Genomic DNA, 23,152 nt, shown 5'->3' with positions numbered 1-23,152 from the left:
GGTCACTCGCCGCCCGCTTTGCGCGGCACGCAATGGTGCCCGTATCCGCCGACGCGGCGGCAATAACAAGGACATTACCGTGAGCCAAATCGCTTTCTGGGGTGCCGTGGAACTGGGGCTGGTCTTCGCCTTCGTGGCGATCGGCGTCTATCTCGCTTTCCGGGTACTTGATTTTCCTGATCTGACCGTTGACGGTTCCTTTCCGCTCGGCGCAGCCGTTGCGGCCGTGATGATCATCGCCGGCCTCAATGCGTGGGTCGCGACGGCGATTGCGATGGTTGCCGGCGCCGGTGCTGGCATCGTTACGGCCACGCTCAACGTTCGGTTCAAGATACTCAACCTGCTTGCGTCAATCCTGACGATGATCGCGCTGTTTTCGGTGAATCTCCGGGTGATGGGAAAACCGAATGTGGCGCTGCTCAATCAGGATACGATGATCTCGCCGTTCTACGGTCTCGGTCTTTCCGAATATCTCGTGCGGCCACTCTTTATCGGCGTTCTGGTATTGCTCGCTGTCATTCTCGTCTGGCGTTTCCTTGAGAGCGACGCGGGCCTTGCCATGCGGGCGACGGGCGCAAATGCGCGGATGGCGCGCGCCCAAGGGGTGAAGACCGGCAACCAGATCTATCTTGGCATGGCGCTTTCGAATGCACTGGTCGCGCTCGGCGGCGCGCTTTTTGCGCAGACCAATGGCTTTGCCGATGTGACTGCCGGTGTCGGCACCATCGTCGTCGGGCTTGCGGCCGTCATCATCGGCGAAACGCTGTTCGGCTCGCGGGGCATTCTGATTGCGCTCATCGGCTGTGTTTTCGGCTCCATCGCCTACCGCCTTGCCATCCAGCTCGCTTTGTCGAGCGATGTGCTGGGTCTCAAGGCCTCCGATCTCAATTTCGTTACGGCGGTACTGGTAGCCATCGCATTGATCCTGCCTCGACTGCGCCGCGGGGGAGCAACATCGTGATTTCCCTTTCCGACATTCAGGTCATCTTCGGGCGTGGCACACCGCTGCAAAAGCAGGCGCTGGCCAAGATTGATCTTACCATCGAGGATGGTTCCTTCGTTACCGTGATCGGCTCCAACGGTGCCGGCAAATCCACGCTTCTCGGCGTTCTCGCGGGCGATGTCCTGCCGACGGCCGGAAAGGTGATGGTTGGTGGCGCCGATGTCACACGCAAAACGACCGCCAGCCGGGCTGGGCGGGTGGCGCGCGTGTTTCAGGACCCATTGGCTGGCAGCTGTGGCGCGCTCACAATTGAGGAGAACCTTGCGCTTGCGGCGTCTCGCGGAGAGCGTCGCGGCTTGTTGCCGGCGCTTGGGCGCGGCAGGCGGGATTTCTTCCGGGAGCGTATCGCTTCGCTCAATCTCGGTCTGGAAAATCGTTTGAAGGACCGCATGGACCTGTTGTCCGGCGGGCAAAGGCAGGCGGTCTCGCTTGTCATGGCAACGCTTTCCGGTTCGGACGTGTTGCTGCTTGACGAACATACGGCAGCACTCGATCCCGGCATGGCGGAGTTCGTGATGGAGCTGACCCGCAAGGTGGTTTCCGAGCGCAAGCTGACGACGCTGATGGTTACCCATTCCATGCGTCAGGCGCTGGACTATGGCGACCGCACGATCATGCTGCACGCCGGTGAGATCGTGCTCGATGTGTCCGGCGAAAGCCGCAAGGGTCTTCAGGTCGAAGATCTTATCGACATGTTCCGCAAGATACGCGGCCAGACGCTTGATGACGATGAGCTATTGATTGGCTGATGAGTTATCCGAAAGGCGCCTGCGGGCGCCTTTTCTATTTGTGCGTTATCGCGTCTGGGTGAGGAAAATCTTGACGGCGAAAAGCGAAAATACACCGGCGATCGTATAATCCAGCCCGCGCAGAACCTTCTTGTTGCGCTGGAGCCAGGCCGACAGCACATCGGCGGCAACGACGATGCCGATGCCGATCGGCAGCGCCACGATGATTGACCAGAGCCCAAGGAAAATAAGCTTGCCGGTGACATGCGGATCGGATGCGCTGACGAATTGCGGCAGGAAGGTCATGAAAAAGATGATGACCTTTGGATTGAGCAGATTGACCCAAATACCGTTCAGCAAGGCGGATTTCAGTGAGGATTGCTGTTTTTCGCCCGTGGTCTTGACCATCACGAAATCCGAGCCCTTGCGGATCGCCTGAATGGCGAGCCAGACAAGATAGGCGGCCCCGCCGGTCTTCAGGATGAGGAAGGCTGTCGGCGATGCGACGATGAGGGCCGCGACGCCGAAGGCAACCAGCATTGTATGCACGGTAATACCGAGATTGGTGCCCACAAGGGTCATGAAACCCGCTGCCCGGCCCTCGCGTATTGACCGGCTGATCCATAGCGTCATGTCAGGCCCGGGCGTTACCGCCAGAAGCAGGATGGCGACGGTGAAGGCGGCAAGTGTTGGCAGGCTCGGAACGAAATCCATCGCGGCACCCGTAAAGCTGGAGACTGCCGTTGCTTAACGCGAATTCGCGTTTCTGCCAATGTTTTTGCGCGCCGGGACATTGATACGAAAACCGGGGATGATCAAAAGTGGATAGCCGCCGCAACTTTCAAAGTGCGGCGGCGTCGGGCGATCAGTTTTTGAGGAAGCTGGTGAAGGCGGCGGAATATTCGGTGTGCCAGCGCGACAGTGGCGGACGATTTTGGACGATGTCTTGAGCTGCCCACAGAATGCGTTTCTCGTCCGTCGGGCGATCCACTTCGCCATCCGGGCAGAGAATGTAGAAATCGCCCCTGGCGATGCTCTCGATCATGAAATCAACGGTTTGCTCGCCGGTCCAGGCTCCTGCTGGTTTTTCCGTCCTGCCATTTGCCGTGAGGCCGGTAAAGACGAAACCGGGGATCAGGAGATGGGCGGAAACCGCGCTGTTCGGAATATTGCGCAGCTCGTGCTGTAGCGCTTCCGTGAAGGCTTTGACGCCGGCCTTCGAGACATTATAGGCCGGATCGCCCGGCGGGGTGGTGATGCCCTGTTTCGAACCGGTATTGATGATGAGCGCGGCCTCGCCATGGGCGACCATGCCCTGCCCAAACACCCGGCTGCCGTTCACGACACCCATCAGGTTGACGTTGATGACTTTTTCCCAGTTGGCCTGAGCGCCGAAGATGGCGCTGCCCGGCTGGATGCCGGCATTGTTCATCAACACATGAACCCGCCCGAAACGCTGGATGACAGCGCGTTCCAGCGCCTCAAGCTCATCGAGTTTCGACACGTCGGTCGGTATTGCGACGATCTGTGCTTCGCCGTCCTTTGCGATGGTCAGAATATCGGCATGCGCTGCGGCAAGCCTGTCACCGTCGAGATCGACGAGGACGACGCTCATGCCGAAACCGGCAAATTTCCGGGCCGCGGCAAGTCCGATACCGGAGGCCGCGCCGGTGATGACGGCGACATTATCTTCCTTGAATGCGGGGTGGATGGTCGTCATAGGTTTTCCTTTCGCGTCGTTTTGTGCTGTTTCCAGCCGTTTGCAACGTTGCCTGAACCCTGAGTGGCTTCATTCACGGTCTTCAAGTTGATCGCGCCGCTTCATGTTAAAGCGCGAAATCGCATAATGCATGTGACAATTCGTTCGTTCCAGTCATGACGCGCTGTTGCGGGGATCTGACCTTTCGCAAATGCCTATTGCCCTTTCGTCCTATTCGTTGTTTTGTCGGGCATCTTTTCCGAAAATCGCTTCACAGTTTTCGGGTTGCACTGTAAAAGTGCCGAAATCCCAAGGAAATGGCGGTACCCCGATGCCGTCATCATGCAGATGGACATCATAATGGCACTCCCGAAAGACGTTAAGAAAGTCGTTCTCGCCTATTCCGGCGGCCTCGACACCTCGATCATCCTGAAGTGGCTTCAGACGGAACTCGGCGCTGAGGTCGTGACCTTTACCGCCGATCTCGGCCAGGGCGAAGAGCTTGAGCCGGCGCGCAAGAAGGCCGAGTTGCTGGGCATCAAGGAAATCTTCGTCGAGGACGTCCGCGAAGAGTTCGTGCGTGATTTCGTTTTTCCGATGTTCCGTGCCAACGCCGTTTATGAAGGTGTCTATCTGCTCGGTACCTCCATCGCCCGCCCGCTGATTTCCAAGCACCTGATCGAGATCGCCAAGAAGACCGGTGCCGATGCCATTGCGCATGGCGCCACCGGCAAGGGCAACGACCAGGTCCGTTTCGAGCTTTCGGCCTATGCGCTGAACCCGGATATCAAGATCATCGCCCCATGGCGCGATTGGACTTTCAAGAGCCGGACCGACCTTCTGGAATTTGCCGAAAAGAACCAGATTCCCGTGGCCAAGGACAAGAAGGGCGAAGCTCCGTTCTCCGTCGACGCCAACCTGCTGCACTCCTCGTCCGAGGGCAAGGTTCTGGAAGACCCGGCTAAGGAAGCCCCAGAATATGTGCACATGCGCACCATTTCCCCGGAAGCGGCGCCTGACAAGGCAACCGTTATCAAGGTCGGTTTCCGCAAGGGTGATGCCTGCTCCATCAACGGTGTGGAAATGTCGCCTGCCACGCTTCTGGCGACGCTCAACAATTATGGTCGCGAAAACGGCATCGGCCGTCTCGATCTGGTCGAGAACCGCTTCGTCGGCATGAAGTCGCGTGGCGTCTACGAAACGCCCGGCGGCACCATCCTGCTGGCTGCGCATCGCGCGATCGAATCCATCACGCTCGACCGGGGTGCCGCGCATCTGAAGGACGATCTGATGCCGCGTTACGCCGAACTCATCTATTACGGCTTCTGGTTCTCGCCCGAGCGCGAGATGCTGCAGGCCCTGATCGACAAGAGCCAGGAGCATGTGGAAGGTGAAGTGACGCTGAAGCTCTACAAGGGCAATGTCATGGTGACCGGCCGCGAGAGCGCGAAGTCGCTCTATTCCGACGCGCTGGTGACGTTCGAGGACGACCACGGTGCTTATGACCAGAAGGACGCAGCTGGCTTCATCAAGCTCAATGCCCTGCGCCTGCGCACCCTGGCGAAGCGTAATCTCGGCAAGTAATTCTGCTTAAGTATGAATTGGAAAAACCCGCAGGTGGCAACGCCTGCGGGTTTTTTCATGTCTCTCTTCTGGAAACGGCGCGAAAGCCGATGTAGCTGGCAACGGCCACGAATTCCATAACCGGAATGATGATGCCGAAGCTGGTCAGCGGGGAACCGATGAGCGAGGCCATTGCCCCACCCGCAAAACCAGATCCCATCTGGATGAAACCCATCATGGCTGATGCCGAGCCGGCGATATGCGGGAAGGGGGCGAGGGCCGCCGTGACCATCGAAGGCGTCAACAGCGCGATCCCGACGGTCGCCACTGCGACGGGCCCCATGATGGAGAGGAAGGATGGCGGCACGAGGAAAACCGACAGCATGATGAGAAGACCGCCCGTGCCGGAAAAACAAAGGCCAAGCACGACGGAACGCCGGTCGCCCAGTCTCGGCGCGATGTAACGCAACGCAATCGACCCGAAGAAATAGGCGCCTGTTTGCATCAGCATGCCGACACCGAAGGCCGTGGGGGACATGCCGACTTCGTTGATGAGGATGAAGGTCAGCATGGTGGCTTGCGCATAAAGCGCGCCGATGGAGCCGCCGAGCACGAGGGCGGCCAGAAGAAAACGCGGCTGCTTCAGCAATGTGGCATAGGCCGACAGAAGGTGTCGGGGTCGGATCCTGGTTTTGTCAGGCAACGTCGTTTCACGCAGAAAAAGCACCACCGAAAGGATGGCGATAGCTCCGAGACCGGCCATGAGGAAAAACACCGATTGCCAGCCAAAAGCCGCAAGTGACAGACCACCTATCGTCGGCCCCATCGCAGGGCCGATCGCCAGCATGATGCCGATGAGGTTCATGATGCTGGAGGCTTCCGGGCCGGTGAACTGATCGCGCACCACGGCGCGCGCAACAGTCATGCCAACGGAAGCGCCGATGCCCTGAACGAGGCGCGCGAACAGCAGCACTTCGATGGTTGGGGCCAAGAGGGCGAGCACACCACCGCCCAGAAAGATCGACAGGAAGACGAGGCTCGCCTTGCGCCGCCCGAAGGCATCGGATGCCGGCCCGGCAAGCAATTGGGCTAAGGCAAAACCGGCAAAATAGAGCGACAGGCTGAGTTTTATGGCGGACTCGGTGGTTGCGAAAACCCGTGTCAGTTCCGGCATGGCCGGCGTGTAAATCGACATGGAAATGGGCGCCAGCGCTGTCAGCAATGCTCCGAGCAAAGCCGTGCGCTTTCTGGACATGATCGTTTTCGACATTGCGATCAGCCGTTCTGGCCCTGCTGTTCCGGTTGCAGATTGTTGCGAAGCGTCTGCAGGAAGCTACGGAAAAGCGCGACTTCCTCTTCGTTCAGTCCCTGTGTGGCCTGAAGAACGAGCTGGTCGATTTCATGACCGACAGCTTCCAGCATGTCGGCGGAGGTTTTCGTCAGGACGATACGTTTGGAACGCCTGTCCTGCGGGTCCTGCTGGCGTTCTATCAGATTGAGTGACTGCAACTTGTCGAGATAGGCGCAGATCGTCATGGGTTCGATGCCGAGACGGGCGGCGATGTCAGCCTGTTTGCTGCCATCGATAACCGCAACTGTCAGCAATGCTCTTGCTTCGCCGGGGGTAAGGCCCAGTCCGGCTTCCGAGATACGGCGCTCAAATGCACTGTTCAGCAGGCGTGCGCCGCTGTTCAGCAAAAATGCCAATGAATCTTTTTCGCGTGTGCCCATGCTTCGCCTTTTGGTAAGCCAGCCTTACTAAGTTTCGGACGATAAGCAATGGCGCATAAATCATATTATCGAAAATTGCGTAAAGTATTCGTCAGTTCGATTGCGGGACGTCCAACAACATTGCCTGTCATCGTCACGTCGAAGCAAAAAAAGACAATACGTCCTGCATTTTTTCCACTTCATCCGTTGTGCCAATGGAACGGGCAATCTCGATCCGGTCAGAAAAATACGTCACGAAGTCGAAATCCGTGTCGTCGGTCACGTCGGCAATGTCAATCACCTCGCCATTGGCATTCAGCGTCTGTGCCGGAAGTTCGGACGAAAGCTCAAGCCAGGTATCGTGGCTGATTTTTCCGGTGTCGTAATATTCCTGCGCGATTTCCCGCAATTGCCGGGGGCTGACGCGGGTGAAATCGATGCGGTCTATCGTTTCTTCAAAGCCGGTGGCCGCGTCGGATGGGGCTGCCTTGCCGAAATCGGGGCTTCCCACGGGTCTGCTGTTTTTGGAATTGTCCCTGAAAATGAAACTATTGGCAGACCTTAAAGAATAAATCTCCATAATACATATCTCCATCATGGGATATTATTACGAGAAATCAAAACATGCCGTCGACATGCCGGTCAATACTTGGCGGTGTTGACGATCATGTCTTCCACACCAAATTCCGGCATATTGAATTGGCGGTGGAGGCATGCCCATATGGGCGTAAACCGGAATTGTACAAGGAAGATGAAATGCCATCCACGACCGCGCCCTATCCCGCACTCGTTACCTGGAACGGTCAGAACGGTCTGCCGAAATTCGATGCGGTCAAGGATGAGGATTTTGCTCCGGCCTTTGAAGCCGCCCTTTTGTCCCATGAACAGGAAATCGATGCGATTGCCGGCAATCCGCAGGCGCCGACCTTCGAAAACACCGTGACCGCGCTTGAAATCGCAGGCGACGAACTCTCGCGCATTTCGGCGCTGTTCTGGAACAAGGCGGGTGCCCACACCAACAGCGTCATTCAGGCACTGGAGCGGGAAATCGCGCCGAAAATGTCACGGCACTATTCCAAGATCGGCATGAACGAGGCGCTGTTCAGACGCATCGACACGCTGTGGGAAACGCGCGATGCGCTTTCCCTGACCGGCGAGGAAAAACGCGTTCTCGAACGGCACTGGAAGGGTTTCGTGCGCTCCGGCGCAAAGTTGCAGAAGGACCGTCAGGAGCGTCTGGCGGCCATCAATGAAGAGCTTGCCGGTCTCGGTGCCAAATTCGGGCAGAATGTTCTGGCGGATGAAAAGAGCTGGAAGCTCCTGCTTTCTACCGATGACGAGCTTTCCGGCATTCCCGGTTTTCTGCGTGATGCCATGGCGGGTGCCGCGCGCGAACATGGCGAAGACGGCAAATTTGCCGTTACCCTTTCCCGCTCCATCATCGAGCCATTCCTGACCTTCTCCGAACGCCGCGACTTGCGCGAGCAAGCCTTCAAGGCCTGGGTGGCTCGCGGCGAAAATGGTGGCGATACCGACAACCGCGCAACCGTCCGCCGTACGCTGGAACTGCGTGAGGAAAAGGCACAGCTTCTCGGCTACAAGAATTTTGCTGCCTACAAGCTGGACGACACGATGGCAAAAACGCCGGATGCCGTGAACGGTCTTCTGGGCCAGGTCTGGGAAAAGGCCGTGCTGCGCGCGGGTGAGGAGGAGGCTGAACTTGCCGCCATCATCGCCGCGGAGGGCAAGAACCACGAGGTGATGCCCTGGGACTGGCGCCATTACGCCGAAAAGCTGCGGGCACAGAAATTCAGCTTCTCCGAGACTGAATTGAAGCCGTATCTGCAATTGGAAAAGATCATCGATGCGTGTTTCGATGTGGCCAACCGGCTCTTTGCAATTCGTGCCGTCGAGATCAAGGGTGTCGCCGCCTATCATCCCGATGTGCGGGTTTTTGAAATCCGCGACGACAAGGGCGACCTGAAGGCCATGTTCCTCGGCGATTATTTCGCCCGCCCGTCCAAGCGTTCCGGCGCGTGGATGAGTTCGTTCCAGTCGCAGCACAAGCTGCCTTTGAAGAACGGCACTGTCGGTGAAATACCGATCATCTACAATGTCTGCAATTTTGCAAAACCGGCAGAGGGGAAGCCTGCGCTGCTTTCGCTCGATGATGCGCGCACGCTGTTTCACGAATTCGGCCACGCCCTGCACGGCATGTTATCTGATGTCACTTATCCTTCCGTTTCCGGAACGGGTGTGTCGCGCGATTTCGTTGAGTTGCCGTCGCAGCTTTACGAACACTGGCTGACCGTGCCGGAAATTCTGGAGAAATATGCCCTGCATTATGAAACCGGGGCACCGATGCCAAAGGCGCTGCTGGACAAGGTTCTGGCAGCACAGACCTTCAATGCCGGTTTCAGCACGGTGGAATTCACTTCTTCGGCTATCGTCGATATGGCGTTCCATACCCGTGACAGCGTCGGCGATCCCATGGTCGTGCAAGGTGAGGTGCTTTCCGCCCTGAACATGCCGAAGTCCATTGTCATGCGGCATGCGACGCCACATTTCCAGCATGTGTTTTCCGGTGATGGTTATTCGGCCGGTTATTATTCCTACATGTGGTCGGAGGTGCTGGACGCCGACGCGTTTTCTGCCTTCGAGGAAACCGGCAATGCCTTCGATGGTGAAATGGCGCGCAAGCTGAAAGAGAATATCTATTCAGTCGGTGGCTCGATCGATCCGGAGGAGGCCTATCTCGCTTTTCGTGGCAAGATGCCAAGTCCCGATGCCATGCTTTTGAAGCGCGGTCTCGTATAAAAGACTGTCATATTCTTGAGCTAGAACCTGAGCGCAGGGGGCATATGACAATGCCCCCCTTTCGCATTTGCAAAAAAAAGGTTATGAGCGCGCCAAACTAAATTGGCGCATCTCACGACGGTAGCGCCCAACCTCAGAGATTTTGAACAATGGCAATTCGCAACATCGCGATTATCGCGCACGTTGACCATGGAAAAACGACGCTCGTTGACGAGCTTCTGAAGCAGTCCGGCTCGTTCCGCGACAACCAGCGCGTTGCGGAACGCGTGATGGATAGCAACGATCTCGAAAAGGAACGCGGCATCACCATTCTTGCCAAGGCGACTTCGGTGGAGTGGAAGGGTGTTCGCATCAACATCGTCGACACCCCCGGCCACGCCGATTTCGGCGGCGAAGTTGAGCGTATCCTGTCGATGGTGGATGGCGCGATCGTTCTGGTCGATAGTTCCGAAGGCCCTATGCCGCAGACGAAATTCGTCGTCAGCAAGGCGCTGAAGGTTGGTCTTCGTCCGATCGTCGCGATCAACAAGATCGACCGTCCGGATGGCCGCCATGAAGAAGTCATCAACGAAGTTTTCGACCTTTTCGCAAATCTCGATGCTACCGACGAGCAGCTCGACTTCCCGATCCTTTACGGTTCCGGCCGTGACGGCTGGATGAACGTCAACCCAGAAGGTCCGAAGGATCAGGGTCTTGCACCGTTGCTCGATCTGGTTCTCGAGCATGTTCCGGAGCCTACGGTTGAAGAAGGTCCGTTCCGTCTGATCGGTACCATCCTCGAAGCCAACCCCTTCCTCGGCCGTATCATCACCGGCCGTATCGCTTCCGGTTCGATCAAGCCGAACCAGGCCGTGAAGGTACTTGGCCAGGACGGCAAGACGATCGAAACCGGTCGTATTTCCAAGATCCTCGCATTCCGCGGCATTGAGCGCACGTCCATCGATGAAGCCCATGCGGGTGACATCGTCGCCATCGCTGGTCTTTCCAAGGGCACTGTTGCCGATACCTTCTGTGACCCTTCCGTCACCGAGGCGATGACCGCACAGCCGATCGATCCGCCGACCGTTACCATGTCCTTCATCGTCAACGACAGCCCGCTTGCCGGCACCGAAGGCGACAAGGTCACGAGCCGCGTCATCCGCGACCGCCTGTTCAAGGAAGCCGAAGGCAACGTCGCGCTGAAGATTGAAGAGGCTGAAGGCAAGGACTCGTTCTTCGTTTCCGGGCGTGGCGAATTGCAGCTGGCAGTTCTCATCGAAACGATGCGTCGCGAAGGCTTCGAGCTTGCAGTTTCGCGTCCGCGCGTTGTCATGCACAAGGATGAGAACGGCGCCATGATGGAGCCGATCGAAGAAGTCGTGATCGACGTCGATGAAGAGCATTCCGGCGTCGTCGTTCAGAAGATGTCCGAGCGCAAGGCTGAAATGGCTGAGCTCCGTCCATCCGGCGGTAATCGCGTTCGTCTGAAGTTCTACGCTCCGACCCGCGGCCTGATCGGCTACCAGTCGGAACTTTTGACCGACACGCGCGGCACGGCGATCATGAACCGTCTGTTCCACGACTATCAGCCGTACAAGGGTGCGATTGCTGGTCGCGTTAACGGCGTTCTTTTGTCGAACGGTTCGGGCGAAGCTGTCGCCTACGCCATGTTCAACTTGGAAGATCGTGGCCCGATGATCATCGAGCCGGGTGAGAAGGTTTATGCCGGCATGATTATCGGCATTCACTCGCGCGATAACGATCTCGAAGTGAACGTGCTGAAGGGCAAGCAGCTGACCAACATCCGCGCCGCCGGCAAGGATGAAGCCGTAAAGCTGACGCCGCCGATCCGCATGACGCTCGACCGCGCGCTTTCCTGGATCCAGGACGACGAGCTGATGGAAGTGACGCCGAAGTCCATCCGTCTGCGCAAGATGTTCCTCGACGCCAACGATCGCAAGCGTTTCGAAAAGGCGAAGCTCGCAGTTTGATTGCGGCTTCCCGTAAAGAATTTGAAAAAACCCGGCCGCGAGCCGGGTTTTTTTATGCGCATGTTTTATTTGTGCATGAGTCGAAAGACCCTTGTGTCAAAGGTTAAGGATGCGTTAATTTTTCTCGGTCGTCCACATGAATAGGCTGTGGGTAAGCTTGCTGTCGTTAACCTTTATGGCTGGCAAGTTTTCATGGTCGGGGCCAGAATCGCGTTATGAAAACGTTATCCATAGATGTTCGCCGAGCCGAACCGCAAGATGCGCGCGCAATAGCCGAAGCGCACCGTCTGTCATGGCAACAGGCCTATGCCGGGCTGATCCCGCACCGACCGCTGACGCAGATGCTGGAGCGCCGCGGCGAAATCTGGTGGAAGAAGGCGACCCGGGGTTCCGCAACCATGCTGGTGGTGGAAGTGAAGGGCGTGGTTGCCGGATATGCCACGCTGGGCTTAAGCCGTGCGCGTGGGCTGCCGCATGACGGCGAGATCTACGAGCTTTATCTGCGGCCGGAATATCAGGGCATCGGGCTTGGCTCGCTGCTATTCACGGAAGCTCGCCGGCTGCTGACCTCGCTCGGCTGCAGCGGTGTTGTGGTCTGGTGCCTCGAAGATAGCGAGGTTGCCAATCGGTTTTTCCGTTCGCATGGCGGCCGGGACATCGCCGAGGGCATGGAAGATTTCGGCGGCAGGTCGCTGCGCAAGATCGGTTTCGTCTGGAACTAAGTACGCAGCCGGGTGATTTCACGCCGGTTTCATTTTTTCCGGTCGGCCATTCGCAATCCCGATGCCCTCAAATTCGGCATTCTGCCTTATCCGCCTAAAGCCATGTTGCAATACGGCGACTTTCCCAGTATCGAAAACCAAATCCAACCCCGTCGAATGAGGGAAGCGAATGCGTATCGATGCAATTTCCATTGGCAAGAATCCGCCGGAAGACGTGAATGTTATTGTCGAGGTGCCGGTTGGCGGCCAGCCGATCAAGTACGAGATGGACAAGGACGCCGGTGCGCTGATCGTCGATCGCTTCCTCTACACGCCTATGACCTATCCGGGTAACTATGGCTTCGTGCCGCACACGCTTTCCGACGATGGCGATCCGATCGACGTTCTTATCTGCAATACCCGCCCGCTGGTTCCTGGCTGCGTGATCAATGTGCGCCCCATCGGCGTCATGATCATGGAAGACGACGGCGGCAAGGACGAGAAGATCCTCGCCGTTCCGGTTCCGAAGCTGACGCGCCGTTACGACAAGGTCCACAACTACACCGACCTGCCGGAAATCACGCTGAAGCAGATCGAGCACTTCTTCGAGCACTACAAGGATCTGGAGCCCGGCAAGTGGGTGAAGATGGGCGGTTGGCAGGATGTCGACGTTGCCAAGAAGCTGATCGTCGAAGCCATCGAGCGCTACAAGACGCAGGGCTGATTTCAGCCCGTTGCCTTAGACTTCCAGCTTTCTAAAAAGCTTTTCGAAATCCTCCGGGTCGGTATCGATCCGGAGGATTTTTTTACGCGCTGTTTCACCTGAAATGAAGGTGATGGACGATTTGGGCAGGCCGAATTTTTTCGCCAGCAAAATGACCAGGGCCTTGTTCGCCTTGCCGCCTTCAGGCACTGCGCTGACGCGAGCCTTCAGATGGGCATTTCCGTCAGCATCCTGCTCCACGCCGTCAATGGCATCGCGTCCCCCGTTCGGGGTGAGGCGAACGGACAGGCGTATGTGATCGTCGTGTTTTTGCCAGAGGTCGCTCAAGCGACCATGGGATAGAGCGTATTCCACATGAAGGAGCGGATGAAGAAGATGATCAGCAGAAGGATGATCGGCGAAATATCGATGCCGCCGAGATTAGGCAGAATGCTACGGATTGGGCGCAGAACCGGCTCGGTGACGTTGACCAGAAAGCTGCCGATGGCATTCACGAACTGGTTGCGGGAGTTGATGACGTTGAAGGCGTAAAGCCAGGAAAAAATGGCGCTGGCGATCAGCACCCACGTATAGAGGTTCAAAGCCAGATCGATGGTCTGAAACAGGGCAAGCATCAATATCTCCGTATCTTGATTGCAAGACATTTAGACATTCGCTCGTGAACCGGCAAGTGTTGCGCCTATAGGGCTGGCGATTCTTGTCGTATCGCTCTATTGCAGACTTCTCATATTGTCTCGAGAGCACCCAGCCGATGTCCCTGCCTTCTGCCGAAAACCGCTTCGGTGCATTCCGGCATAGTTCCTATCGCCGTTTTTTCAGCGCCCGGTTTTTTTCGGCCTTCGCAATCCAGATCGTCAGCGTTTCCGTGGGCTGGCAGATGTATGAGGTCACCGGCAATGCCTTTTATCTCGGCTTGATCGGTCTTTTCCAGTTTCTGCCATCGCTGCTTTTGATCCTTGTCACTGGAACGGTGGCGGACAGGCACAATCGCCGGCGCATTATGGCCGTATGCCTTCTGATCGCGGCCGGTTGCGCGGCGGCTCTGCTTGGCCTGACGCTGGCACACAGCTTTTCTCCCTGGCCGGTCTTTGCCATTCTCGTCGTGTTCGGCATAGAGCGGGCTTTCATGGGGCCGGCGGTGCAATCGCTGGCTCCCAATCTTGTGCCTGTCGAGGATTTGCCGAACGCCATCGCCTGGAACTCCTCTTCATGGCAGATGGCGTCCATTCTTGGCCCTGTCGCCGGTGGCCTGCTTTATGGTCTCGGCGCTGCCGTGGCCTATAGCGTGGCGCTCGTGCTGTTCATCGTGTCCGCTATGCTGGCGGTGACGATCCGCAAACCGGAGCAACGGGGTCCGGCGAAAGCGATCAGCCTCGAGACCATGCTGGCCGGGTTCAAATTCATCTCGCAGGAAAAAGTGGTTCTCGGCGCCATCTCGCTCGATCTTTTTGCCGTGTTGCTCGGCGGCGCTGTCGCCCTGATGCCGATTTTCGCCAAGGAAGTGCTGACACTCGGGCCTTGGGGGCTTGGGCTTCTGCGCGCGGCACCCGGTATCGGCGCCATAACCGTCGCGGTCATTCTGGCGTTCAGGCCCATCCGCCACCATGCCGGCCTGCTGATGTTCGTCGGTGTCGGGTTTTTCGGCATTTCCACCGTGGTGTTCGGACTTTCTCAAACCGCATGGGTGTCCATTGCCGCTTTGGTGGTCATGGGCGCATCGGACATGGTGTCGGTTTATGTGCGGGAAACGTTGATTGCGCTCTGGACGCCGGATGAGGTGCGCGGGCGCGTGAATGCGGTGAACATGGTGTTTGTCGGGGCGTCCAACGAGCTGGGCGAGTTCCGCGCCGGCACCATGGCCCATGTCGTCGGGGCCGTGCCAGCCGTCGTCATCGGCGGGGCGGGCACGCTTGCGGTTGCGGTCATCTGGGCACTCGGCTTTTCGAAGCTGCGCAGGATCGATAATCTCGACGCACCACGCTGAAGCTGACGCGCCTCAGCGCTGCGGTTTGCCTTCGAAAACCAGATCAAGGAAATTGCCAAGCCAGGACCGGAGCGGTGTGTCGAACAACATGCGCCCCTCCAGATGCTGGCTGCCGACCTGCGCATTGGGCATGCCGAAGCGCTGTGCGCCACGCACCACCCAGCTGTGCATCATCGCGCGGGTCAGTTCTGCGTGAAACTGAAGGCCCCAGGCGTTTTTTCCGTATCGGTAAGCCTGGTTGGGATAGGTTTCGCCCGATGCCAGAAGCTCCGCTCCCCGCGGCAAATCGAACCCTTCGCGGTGGAAATGATAAACCATCTTCGGCCAATGCGGCATCAGCAATCGCCCGTGTTCGGTCGCATGAAGCGGATACCAGCCGATTTCCACCTTGCCTTCACGGTCGGCCTCTACCTTACCACCCAGATGTTTGGACAGCATTTGTGCGCCGAGGCAGATGCCGAGAAAGGGTTTGTTTTCCTTCAGCGGCACTTTCAGCCAGTCAATTTCGGCTTTGATATAGTCATGCGGGTCGTTGGCGCTCATCGGGCCGCCGAAGATGATGGCGCCCGCATGTTTCTCCAGCGTTTGCGGCAGATCGTCTCCAAGCGCGGGGCGCCTTATATCCAGCCGATAGCCTTTTTCCACCAGCATCTGGCCGACGCGGCCGGGCGTGGAACGTTCCTGATGCAGGATGACGAGCAGCGAAGGTTGTTTTCTCTGTTGCCTGGAGGGGTCAAACAGCATCGTCTTCGTTTTCGCTTTCTTCAGCGGGTCCGGACCTGGTGGCGGCCTGCTGACGTTGCAGAACCCTGTCGCGCACGGAAACACCGAGTAGATCGGCCACGCGCCAGATCACATGATCTTCCATCTCGCTTCGTTCGCCGTCAGCGTAAACAATATCCCAGAGGATGCCAATAAGCTCCACGCGCTGCTCTTCATCGAGATGGCGGCGGATATCGGTGGTGAAGCGATAATAGTCTACCGCTTCCTTGCCTGCCTCCTGGCCGGCGGCAAGAAGCGCGTCCAGCTTGCCGGCATCGAGATGATAATAGTCGTGGAGGATCTCACGAAGGCGATCACGCTCGCTTTTGGAGACCGTGCCGTCCGCTTCCATCACCTGAAAACAGAGGGCGGCCACCGCGACCCTCAGATCATCGGGGCTGAATTCATCCGCATGCTGGCCAACGAGGTTTTGTATAAACGACTGGATCTGGTTGAACATCGATAGCCTGTCAGAAGAGTTTTAGCCGGGTTTTGGGTTCGGCTTCCACGCCGGGTTTCTTGACGCCGGGATCATCCGGTGCACCACCGAAAAATGGCACTGGTTCTGTCTTCGCATCCGCTGGCCTGGCTTCCACCGGAACTTCATTTGTTGCCGGCCTTTTCTCCTTCGGGGCAGATACGTCCGGCTTGACCTCGATTGGTGCGGGTTTTGTCACAACAATGGGCTGAGGTGCCACTTCAACAACGATCGGGGTCGGAGCCTGTTCGGTCCTTGCCGGTGCTGCAGCAATCGCATTTTCGATTGTCAGGTCTTCGACAGGTCCTTCAAGCTGGCCAAAAGGCGCTTTCCACTCGAAGGCGTCGAGACGGCCTGTCACGGGCGAAACCGGAAGCCATTTCTCCGAAGTGACACCATCTGCCACCCAGACGGGATCACGCGGTGCGCGCAGCGCCTGCGCCATCCAGTAACGGACCCGCCCCTGATCGCCGGTTTCGGCTTCCTCGATGTCGGCCATCAGCAGGAAGATGCTTTCACGCGGCTCGATCCGGGCGGCGGCTTCCGCTTTGGCACGTGCCTTGGCAAATTCCTTGGCGTCGAGAGCTGCCTGCGCCACGGCAAACAGGGATTCGATGTTGTTGGGTTTCAGGCTCTCAAGCCGTTCGGCACGTTTAAGGCGATCGATGGCCGTATCGCCGCTGCGCGCCCGAACATAGAGATCGGCGATCTGCGAGTGGGGATCGTTCTTCCATACCGGTTCCAGAACCGCTGCGGCCTTGCGCAGATTGTCTTCGCGCAGATAGGATTTTGCTGCGATCAATGCTGCGGGCACAAGGCTTTTTGCAAGCTTGAGGGCTTGTTTTGAGTCTTCGCGCGCACCCACCGGGTCGCTCTCCAGTTTTTCACCGGCCTTTGCGGTAAGAAGCACAGCTTTCAGCCGCTCAGCCTCGCCGCGTTGGATGACGCCTGCTGCTTTTTGCTGGTCGAGCAGGCGGATCGCGTCATCCCACTCGCCGTTGCGGCAGCGGGTTTCCAGCGTCGCCTGTGCTGCCCAGGGCAGGTAAGGGGCTTTTTCGGCTGCGTCCTCGGCATATTGCTGGGCTGCTTCATGGGCTCCCTGTCGGCGCGCCTCGATATAAAGGCCGCGAAGGCCAAGTTCGCGGGTTTCAGGATCGCGGGCCATCGCCTCGAATTTGCGCCGCGCCTCGTCATATTTGCCTTCGATGAGGTCGGCCTGCGCATCGAGCAGGTGGATCAGCGGCTCCTGATCAGCACTGAGAAGCCCCTGCGTGCGGGCCGTCATCTTGCGGGCCAGAATGGCGTTGCCGGCGCCGGCAGCGATGAGGCCGGTGGAGAGCGCCTGATAACCTCGGTCGCGCTTGCGGGCGCGAAAATAGCGTCGTGCCGCGTTCGGCGATGTCCATATGGCATTGACGACCCACCAGACCAGCATGACGGCCGCAACCAGTGCAGCAACGATGGAGGCGGCGACCATCAGGCTCATTTCGATCAGCTGGCCCTGCCAGACGATTGAGAGGACACCGGGCCTGTCCGCCAGCCAGGAGAAACCGAAACCGAGCGCCAGAACGATGAGGACGAAAGTCAGAATTCTGGTCATGCCTTACCCCTGCTTGCCGGTGCTGGTGATGGCGCGGTTTAACGTGCCTCCCACCAGGTTTTCGACCTCGATGCGCACATCCAGAGATTTTTTATAGTCGGCGGATGCTGTCTTGGCGGCCTCCGGAAGCCCATTCCATTCAAGTGCCGCACCCTGCAGATCTCCGTTGCGCAACTTGTTTTCCATGCGCGCGATCGTGGCGTCGGGGGTCTCGCCTTCGATGTTTCCGACGGGGCGGACCTTCACCAGCGAAAAGGCGCTTTCCGTCAGACGTTCCATGATGCCCTGATTGGGGTCGGGCCGATTGATCGCCGAAAGCATCGCATTCGCAACGTCGGGGAATTTCTGCATCAGCTCCGAGCGCGACGGCACGCCGGTTGCGGCGAAAGACTGCAAGGATGCGATTGCCGGATCGTCCGGGGTTACCTTGGACAATGTGTCGAGTTCAGTGAGGAACGGCCCACCGCGATCGATCGCGGCTTTCAGTGCGGCCGAGGCAATGGCGCGGGCGACTTCTATATCGTCGCGCGGTTCATTGATCTTGGTTTCCGCGTCAGTCAGGCGGCGTGTCAGCTCCGCCGTTGCTGAGGCCTGCGCGGAGCGCTCTGACGTGAGCGCGGATTCCAGCGCGGTTATTTTTTCCGAAAGTGCGTCCACCTGCGGGGCTTCGCCCTTTGCGCCCTCAAGAGCGGCGATGCGCTGTTCCAGCGCCGAGGTATCCCCTCCTGCTGCGGGAACATTGGCGAGCTGCTGACGCAGGCTCCCTAGCTCGGTTCTCAATGCGGCAATCTCATCGCTTCCGGTCTTGCTCACATTAAACGAGGGCAGAATGCCGGCATATTGCATGCTGCCAGCAGCTGCGAGCGCCACGAGGCCACCCACGATACCCGCCGCGATCACACCGGAGGTTGCCGCCTGTTTGCGCTCGGGTTGCTGTGGCGTGGATGGCTTGGCAGGTCCGGAGGATGACGCGCCTGTCGATTGCTTTGCACCAGTAGTCGCGCTTCCGGATGCTGCGGACGACGATGTGGAAGCAAAAGTCGCAGGCTTTGCGCCCGCCGCGGAAGCGGAAGCAGCGCTTGCGTCAGTCGCGCTGGTCACCGGTTTCGCTTCGGGTTTTGGCGAAGCTGTCTCGGGCTGGTTGCCGGCAGGTTTTTCCACCTGGGGCTTGCCGGTTGCCGGTTCCGCCTTGTGAACGTTCGGTGCAGGCTCCATGGGTGTTTTATGCGTCTGTTCCCAGACGGGAGCCGGGCTGGACGTTTCGGCTGCTTCTGGCTTGGGAGGAACGTTTGGCTGAGCTGCTGCCGGTGTCGTCTCGCCGGTCTTGTCATCAGTCTTTGCAGCATCCACGTCGGCGGAAATTGCTTTCACGTCTTTTGCGTCCAGGTCGATGGTGACCGGTTCGGCGTTTGACTTGGAGTGGCGTGGCGGCTTTCCCGATACCATGACAACCTCATTTCTGCCTGCAATAGTCTAAACCTAGTCAGTGACGGCGGCAAAGGAAAGAGGCGAGCCTGAATTAGGTTCCAGACTTTCGGTGGAGAAGTTCAAACATGGCTGCCTCGTTTGCCCCTTCGGCGGCTGCGGCGTTCGCGCGGAAGATTTCCGGAACCAGTGAAAGCACATTGCGGCTGATGCAGACGAATTGTGTGGTGGTCAGCGCCGCCACATATTTTTCCGACGATGCGTGGCGGAAAAAGGCCCGTGCGGCTTCCGACGAATAGAGCAGGACCACATCGGCAGCTGTCTTCACAAGTGCTGTTTCGAGCATATCGTCTGAAAGATCTGACGGCTGCATTTCGTAACAATCGACGGTTCGGAAGGAAATTCCCGCGGCGGCAATGCCGTCCTCGAACACGGCGCCTCGCGGCGTGCCGGCAAGATAGAGCAATGGATCTGTGCTCTCCGTTAGGGGGCGATGCTCCGAGACAAGCCCCGCGAGAGCCACCGCATCGCCAGATCCGGTGAGGATGTTTCGGAAGCCGATTTCCCTCGCCGCTTCCGCCGTCGCCTCGCCGACGGCGAAAAGCGGTTTTGAAAGATGGGACGCAAGTCGGTGGCGGAAATCTCTAAGCGCCCGCAAGGCCTCGGCGCTGGTCACGGCGATGGCCGACAGCGGCTCCGATAGCGCTGATATTGCGCGCTCGCCGTGGTGGACGGGATGAAACAGCGGAAGAAGCACCGGCTCGTGACCGAGGGCTTCAAGCTTTGCGGCCGTCTTTTCGCCCGAACGAAGCGGCCGGGTGACGACGATCCGCATCGGCTCAGCTCCAGCCGTCGAAGAAGTTGCTGCCTGCCCTGGCGCGCACGTCTTCACCGGCCTTGCGACCCAAGTCCTCGGCATCCTTGCGAGCACCGGAAATCTCGACGCTGTGGCTCGTCTGTCCGTCCGGTGTGAGAATCAGGCCGGAGAAATGAAGTTCCTCGCCGTGGCAGGTAGCAAAGCCTGCAATCGGGGTGCGACAGGAACCATCGAGGGCGGCCAGAAAGGCGCGCTCGCAGGTAACGGCATCGTAGGTGGGTATGTCGTTGATAGGTGAAAGCAACTCGTCCATGCGTGTGTCGCCAATACGGCTCTCGACGCAGATCGCGCCCTGCGCGGGGGCTGGTGGAAATTCCTTCGGGTCGAGAATGTCCGTCGGGACATTCTCCATGCCCAGCCGTTTCAGGCCGGCAAAGGCGAGAAGCGTAGCATCCGCCTGGCCTTCCTCCAGTTTGCGCAGGCGGGTTTCGACCTGGCCGCGAAAGATGATGACGCTCAGGTCGGGACGCAGGCGGCGGATCAGCGCTTGGCGGCGCAAGGATGCGGAGCCGACAACGGCGCCCTGCGGTAGTTCCAGAAGCTTCGGTGCGGTGCGACCAATGAAGGCGTCGCGCATATCCTCGCGCGGCAGGAAAGCGGAAAGATAAAGGCCCTTCGGCAAAACGGTCGGCATGTCCTTGGAGGAATGCACGGCAATATCGAGCTCGCCGGAAAGAAGCTGGCTCTCCAGTTCTTCCGTGAACAGGCCCTTGCCGCCGATCTCCGACAAAGCGCGGTCGGTTATCCGGTCACCCTTGGTGGAAAGCACGACGATTTCGAACATATCTTCCGGCAGACCGTGTGCCGACATCAGCCGGTTACGGGTCTCGTAAGCCTGTGCGAGCGCCAGAGGGCTGCCGCGCGTGCCGATTCGGAAAGGTTTTGTTTGCATCCGCGTCTATCCATTGTTACCGGAGTTGTCTTAGACCAACTCAGCGCATGATCGCAATGAACGAACAGAATTGATGACCCCCTTTCTTCGTATCCTCGGCATAGAGACAAGCTGTGACGAAACCGCTGCATCCATTGTGGTTCGGCATGCGGACGGACGTGGCGAGATCGTGTCCGACGTCGTTTTGTCGCAGCTTGAGGAACACAGCGCCTATGGCGGCGTGGTGCCCGAAATTGCTGCCCGCGCCCATGTCGAGGCGCTGGACACGCTGGTGGAAGAAGCGCTGGAACAGGCGGGTGTCACCCTTGCCGATGTCGATGCCATCGCGGCCACATCCGGCCCCGGCCTCATTGGCGGTCTGCTGGTGGGCCTGATGACCGGCAAGGCGATTGCGAAGGCTGCAGACAAGCCGCTTTACGCCATCAACCATCTCGAAGGCCATGCGCTGACGGCGCGTCTGACCGACGGTCTTTCCTTCCCCTATCTGATGCTGCTGGTCTCCGGCGGCCACACCCAGCTCGTGCTGGTTCGCGGTGTGGGTGAATACGAGCGCTGGGGTACGACCATTGATGACGCGCTTGGGGAAGCCTTCGACAAGACTGCGAAGCTTCTGGGGTTGCCCTATCCCGGCGGGCCTGCGGTTGAAAAGGCAGCAGCGAAAGGCAACCCTGACCGTTTTGCACTGCCGCGCCCGATGGTCGGCGAGACGAGACTCGATTTTTCCTTCTCCGGTCTGAAGACAGCGGTGCGGCAGGCGGCAACCGCGATCGCTCCGCTTTCGGATCAGGATATTGCCGATATCTGCGCCTCCTTCCAGAAGGCGGTGTCACGCACGCTCAAGGACCGTATCGGTCGTGGCCTTGCCCGCTTTAAGGAAGAGTTTCCGCATCTCGAGACGGAGCCCGCTTTGGTCGTGGCCGGCGGCGTTGCCGCCAATACGGAAATCCGCCAGACCCTCCAGGCGCTTTGTGATGTCCACGGGTTCCGCTTTGTCGCACCGCCGCACCGGCTCTGCACCGACAATGCCGCGATGATTGCCTGGGCCGGGCTGGAGCGGATGGCATGCGGCCGGGAACCCGATGCGCTGGAGATCGCGCCGCGCTCGCGCTGGCCGCTTGATGGCAGCGCGGAGACATTGATCGGTTTCGGCAAAAGGGGAGCCAAGGCCTGATGCAGCGGGAGAAAATCGTCGTCATCGGCGCTGGCGCCTTCGGAACCGCGCTCGCCGTCGTCATCGCGCTGGAGAACCGGCATGACGTGACCCTGCTCGGCCGTGATGCGTCCCTGATGGCCGATCTTAGGGCTGATCGTATTCACGAGGCTGTCCTGCCGGGTGTAGACCTGCCGGATGCGCTGGAATTTTCCGTTGAGCCGGATGTGCTGGCCGATGCAGGCATCGTGTTGTTTGCCATGCCCTCTCAGGCCCATGCCGATGCGGCGCGCCATTACGGTCCTTATCTGGCTAATGATTGTGTCATCGTTACCTGCGCCAAGGGCATCGACCGGGTGTCCGGCCGGCTGCTGACGGAACTTCTGGAAGCGGAACTGCCGCATCATCCAATCGCCGCTCTCTCCGGTCCGGGGTTTGCGGCCGATATCGCGCGCGGACTGCCGACGGCGATGGCGATAGCGGCGGAAGACGCTGTCATCGCCGAGCGGCTGGCGACCACGATTTCCGGCAGAACGTTCAGGCTTTATGCCTCGACCGACCGCACGGGCGTGCAGCTTGGCGGCGCACTGAAGAATGTGCTCGCCATTGCCGCCGGCATCGTTGAAGGTGCGGGCCTCGGCGATTCCGCACGGGCGGCGTTGATTTCGCGGGGGCTTGCCGAGATGTCGCGTCTGGTCGTTGCCATGGGCGGCAAGGCCGATACCGTGCGCGGTCTTTCCGGCCTTGGCGATCTCGTGCTGACCGCCACAAGCCACCAGTCGCGAAACCTGCGTTTCGGCATCGCGCTTGGCCGGGGCGAAGGCAAGGACATGTCCGGCGGGCTGGTGGAGGGCGCCTTTGCGGCAGCCGTTGCTGCCCGGCTCGGCGAACATCACGCTGTCGACATGCCGGTGACCGAGGCGGTTGCGGCCATCATCGACGGCAATCTGGACGTGGCGAGCGCCATGCAACAATTGATGACAAGGCCCATCACCACTGAATGAGTGTGGCCTTCGAATAGTTTTTACGCATGTCTTGGTCCCAAAACCGCTTACACTTTTGGGAGACA

The 23,152-nt window shown here is 58.9% G+C and carries 23 protein-coding genes; 10 read left to right on the top strand and 13 right to left on the bottom strand.

Annotated elements, in window-relative coordinates:
• The first annotated feature begins 79 nt into the window (after positions 1 to 79).
• On the top strand, positions 80 to 961 hold the full coding sequence (locus AC5SEO_RS17270) for an ABC transporter permease (protein WP_003516669.1): 882 nt from the start codon (positions 80 to 82) through the stop codon (positions 959 to 961).
• The gene (locus tag AC5SEO_RS17265; RefSeq protein ID WP_019566037.1) at positions 958 to 1,752 is read left to right on the top strand and encodes an ABC transporter ATP-binding protein; all 795 of its coding nucleotides are present in this window, start codon (positions 958 to 960) and stop codon (positions 1,750 to 1,752) included. Before AC5SEO_RS17270 ends, AC5SEO_RS17265 begins: the two co-directional genes overlap by 4 nt.
• Before the next feature lie 45 nt (positions 1,753 to 1,797).
• On the opposite strand, the gene AC5SEO_RS17260 is transcribed toward AC5SEO_RS17265, so the two are convergent.
• Positions 1,798 to 2,445: a LysE family translocator gene (locus tag AC5SEO_RS17260; protein ID WP_003516674.1), complete on the bottom strand. Its 648-nt coding sequence runs from the start codon at positions 2,443 to 2,445 to the stop codon at positions 1,798 to 1,800.
• Between the two features lie 151 nt (positions 2,446 to 2,596).
• On the bottom strand, positions 2,597 to 3,451 hold the full coding sequence (locus AC5SEO_RS17255; protein WP_003516675.1) for an SDR family NAD(P)-dependent oxidoreductase: 855 nt from the start codon (positions 3,449 to 3,451) through the stop codon (positions 2,597 to 2,599).
• A 339-nt stretch (positions 3,452 to 3,790) separates the two neighbouring features.
• On the opposite strand from AC5SEO_RS17255, the gene AC5SEO_RS17250 reads away from it, so the two are divergent.
• Positions 3,791 to 5,014, top strand: coding sequence for an argininosuccinate synthase (locus tag AC5SEO_RS17250; RefSeq protein WP_003516677.1), 1,224 nt, complete (start codon positions 3,791 to 3,793; stop codon positions 5,012 to 5,014).
• Between the two features lie 55 nt (positions 5,015 to 5,069).
• Here the strand turns inward: AC5SEO_RS17250 and AC5SEO_RS17245 are convergent, their stop codons facing one another.
• The 3 genes from AC5SEO_RS17245 to AC5SEO_RS17235 all read right to left on the bottom strand — a co-directional run bounded on the left by AC5SEO_RS17245 (position 5,070) and on the right by AC5SEO_RS17235 (position 7,283).
• Positions 5,070 to 6,248, bottom strand: coding sequence for a multidrug effflux MFS transporter (locus AC5SEO_RS17245; protein ID WP_145166744.1), 1,179 nt, complete (start codon positions 6,246 to 6,248; stop codon positions 5,070 to 5,072).
• A gap of 20 nt (positions 6,249 to 6,268) precedes the next feature.
• On the bottom strand, positions 6,269 to 6,724 hold the full coding sequence (locus AC5SEO_RS17240) for a MarR family winged helix-turn-helix transcriptional regulator (protein ID WP_003516681.1): 456 nt from the start codon (positions 6,722 to 6,724) through the stop codon (positions 6,269 to 6,271).
• A gap of 133 nt (positions 6,725 to 6,857) precedes the next feature.
• The gene (locus tag AC5SEO_RS17235; protein WP_013636902.1) at positions 6,858 to 7,283 is read right to left on the bottom strand and encodes a hypothetical protein; all 426 of its coding nucleotides are present in this window, start codon (positions 7,281 to 7,283) and stop codon (positions 6,858 to 6,860) included.
• 176 nt (positions 7,284 to 7,459) lie between these two features.
• Here AC5SEO_RS17235 and AC5SEO_RS17230 point away from each other — a divergent pair, with 176 nt between their 5' ends.
• The 4 genes from AC5SEO_RS17230 (at position 7,460) to ppa (ending at position 12,915) form a co-directional block, all read left to right on the top strand.
• On the top strand, positions 7,460 to 9,520 hold the full coding sequence (locus AC5SEO_RS17230) for a M3 family metallopeptidase (RefSeq protein WP_111799124.1): 2,061 nt from the start codon (positions 7,460 to 7,462) through the stop codon (positions 9,518 to 9,520).
• Between the two features lie 149 nt (positions 9,521 to 9,669).
• Entirely contained in the window at positions 9,670 to 11,490 is a 1,821-nt protein-coding gene (typA, locus tag AC5SEO_RS17225; protein WP_003516684.1) for a translational GTPase TypA, read from the top strand.
• Between the two features lie 215 nt (positions 11,491 to 11,705).
• Positions 11,706 to 12,212, top strand: a complete 507-nt coding sequence (locus AC5SEO_RS17220) for a GNAT family N-acetyltransferase (RefSeq protein ID WP_174068660.1) — start codon at positions 11,706 to 11,708, stop codon at positions 12,210 to 12,212.
• A 169-nt stretch (positions 12,213 to 12,381) separates the two neighbouring features.
• The gene (gene ppa / locus AC5SEO_RS17215) at positions 12,382 to 12,915 is read left to right on the top strand and encodes an inorganic diphosphatase (protein ID WP_003516686.1); all 534 of its coding nucleotides are present in this window, start codon (positions 12,382 to 12,384) and stop codon (positions 12,913 to 12,915) included.
• 15 nt (positions 12,916 to 12,930) lie between these two features.
• Here the strand turns inward: ppa and AC5SEO_RS17210 are convergent, their stop codons facing one another.
• Entirely contained in the window at positions 12,931 to 13,242 is a 312-nt protein-coding gene (locus AC5SEO_RS17210; RefSeq protein WP_174068659.1) for a DUF167 domain-containing protein, read from the bottom strand.
• Positions 13,239 to 13,529: a YggT family protein gene (locus AC5SEO_RS17205; protein ID WP_003516688.1), complete on the bottom strand. Its 291-nt coding sequence runs from the start codon at positions 13,527 to 13,529 to the stop codon at positions 13,239 to 13,241. The genes AC5SEO_RS17210 and AC5SEO_RS17205 overlap by 4 nt, the downstream gene beginning before the upstream one ends.
• 137 nt (positions 13,530 to 13,666) lie before the next feature.
• Here AC5SEO_RS17205 and AC5SEO_RS17200 point away from each other — a divergent pair, with 137 nt between their 5' ends.
• A complete protein-coding gene (locus AC5SEO_RS17200; RefSeq protein WP_149910419.1) occupies positions 13,667 to 14,899 on the top strand; it encodes an MFS transporter in 1,233 nt (410 codons plus the stop codon).
• Between the two features lie 12 nt (positions 14,900 to 14,911).
• On the opposite strand, the gene AC5SEO_RS17195 is transcribed toward AC5SEO_RS17200, so the two are convergent.
• From AC5SEO_RS17195 to hemC, 6 genes are all read right to left on the bottom strand, one after another.
• The gene (locus AC5SEO_RS17195; RefSeq protein WP_003516697.1) at positions 14,912 to 15,643 is read right to left on the bottom strand and encodes a glutamine amidotransferase; all 732 of its coding nucleotides are present in this window, start codon (positions 15,641 to 15,643) and stop codon (positions 14,912 to 14,914) included.
• Positions 15,633 to 16,121 carry a tellurite resistance TerB family protein gene (locus AC5SEO_RS17190; RefSeq protein WP_003516699.1) on the bottom strand — a complete coding sequence of 163 codons (489 nt, stop codon included), beginning with the start codon at positions 16,119 to 16,121 and terminating at the stop codon, positions 15,633 to 15,635. Before AC5SEO_RS17190 ends, AC5SEO_RS17195 begins: the two co-directional genes overlap by 11 nt.
• Positions 16,122 to 16,131: 10 nt before the next feature.
• A complete protein-coding gene (locus tag AC5SEO_RS17185) occupies positions 16,132 to 17,739 on the bottom strand; it encodes a heme biosynthesis HemY N-terminal domain-containing protein (RefSeq protein ID WP_174068658.1) in 1,608 nt (535 codons plus the stop codon).
• A 3-nt stretch (positions 17,740 to 17,742) separates the two neighbouring features.
• A complete protein-coding gene (locus tag AC5SEO_RS17180) occupies positions 17,743 to 19,185 on the bottom strand; it encodes a COG4223 family protein (protein WP_065688675.1) in 1,443 nt (480 codons plus the stop codon).
• Between the two features lie 73 nt (positions 19,186 to 19,258).
• On the bottom strand, positions 19,259 to 19,999 hold the full coding sequence (locus tag AC5SEO_RS17175; protein WP_065688674.1) for a uroporphyrinogen-III synthase: 741 nt from the start codon (positions 19,997 to 19,999) through the stop codon (positions 19,259 to 19,261).
• 4 nt (positions 20,000 to 20,003) lie between these two features.
• Positions 20,004 to 20,933 carry a hydroxymethylbilane synthase gene (gene hemC / locus AC5SEO_RS17170; RefSeq protein ID WP_019566045.1) on the bottom strand — a complete coding sequence of 310 codons (930 nt, stop codon included), beginning with the start codon at positions 20,931 to 20,933 and terminating at the stop codon, positions 20,004 to 20,006.
• A 73-nt stretch (positions 20,934 to 21,006) separates the two neighbouring features.
• Between hemC and tsaD the strand changes: the two genes are divergently transcribed.
• Both tsaD and AC5SEO_RS17160 read left to right on the top strand, forming a co-directional pair.
• Positions 21,007 to 22,104, top strand: a complete 1,098-nt coding sequence (gene tsaD / locus AC5SEO_RS17165) for a tRNA (adenosine(37)-N6)-threonylcarbamoyltransferase complex transferase subunit TsaD (RefSeq protein ID WP_065688673.1) — start codon at positions 21,007 to 21,009, stop codon at positions 22,102 to 22,104.
• Positions 22,104 to 23,087, top strand: a complete 984-nt coding sequence (locus tag AC5SEO_RS17160) for an NAD(P)H-dependent glycerol-3-phosphate dehydrogenase (RefSeq protein ID WP_065688672.1) — start codon at positions 22,104 to 22,106, stop codon at positions 23,085 to 23,087. Before tsaD ends, AC5SEO_RS17160 begins: the two co-directional genes overlap by 1 nt.
• Positions 23,088 to 23,152: the final 65 nt, after the last annotated feature.

Source organism: Agrobacterium sp. K11, assembly GCF_059429395.1.
The sequence above is the reverse complement of the archived record's forward strand: the minus strand, read 5'-3'. Positions and strand labels throughout refer to the sequence as shown.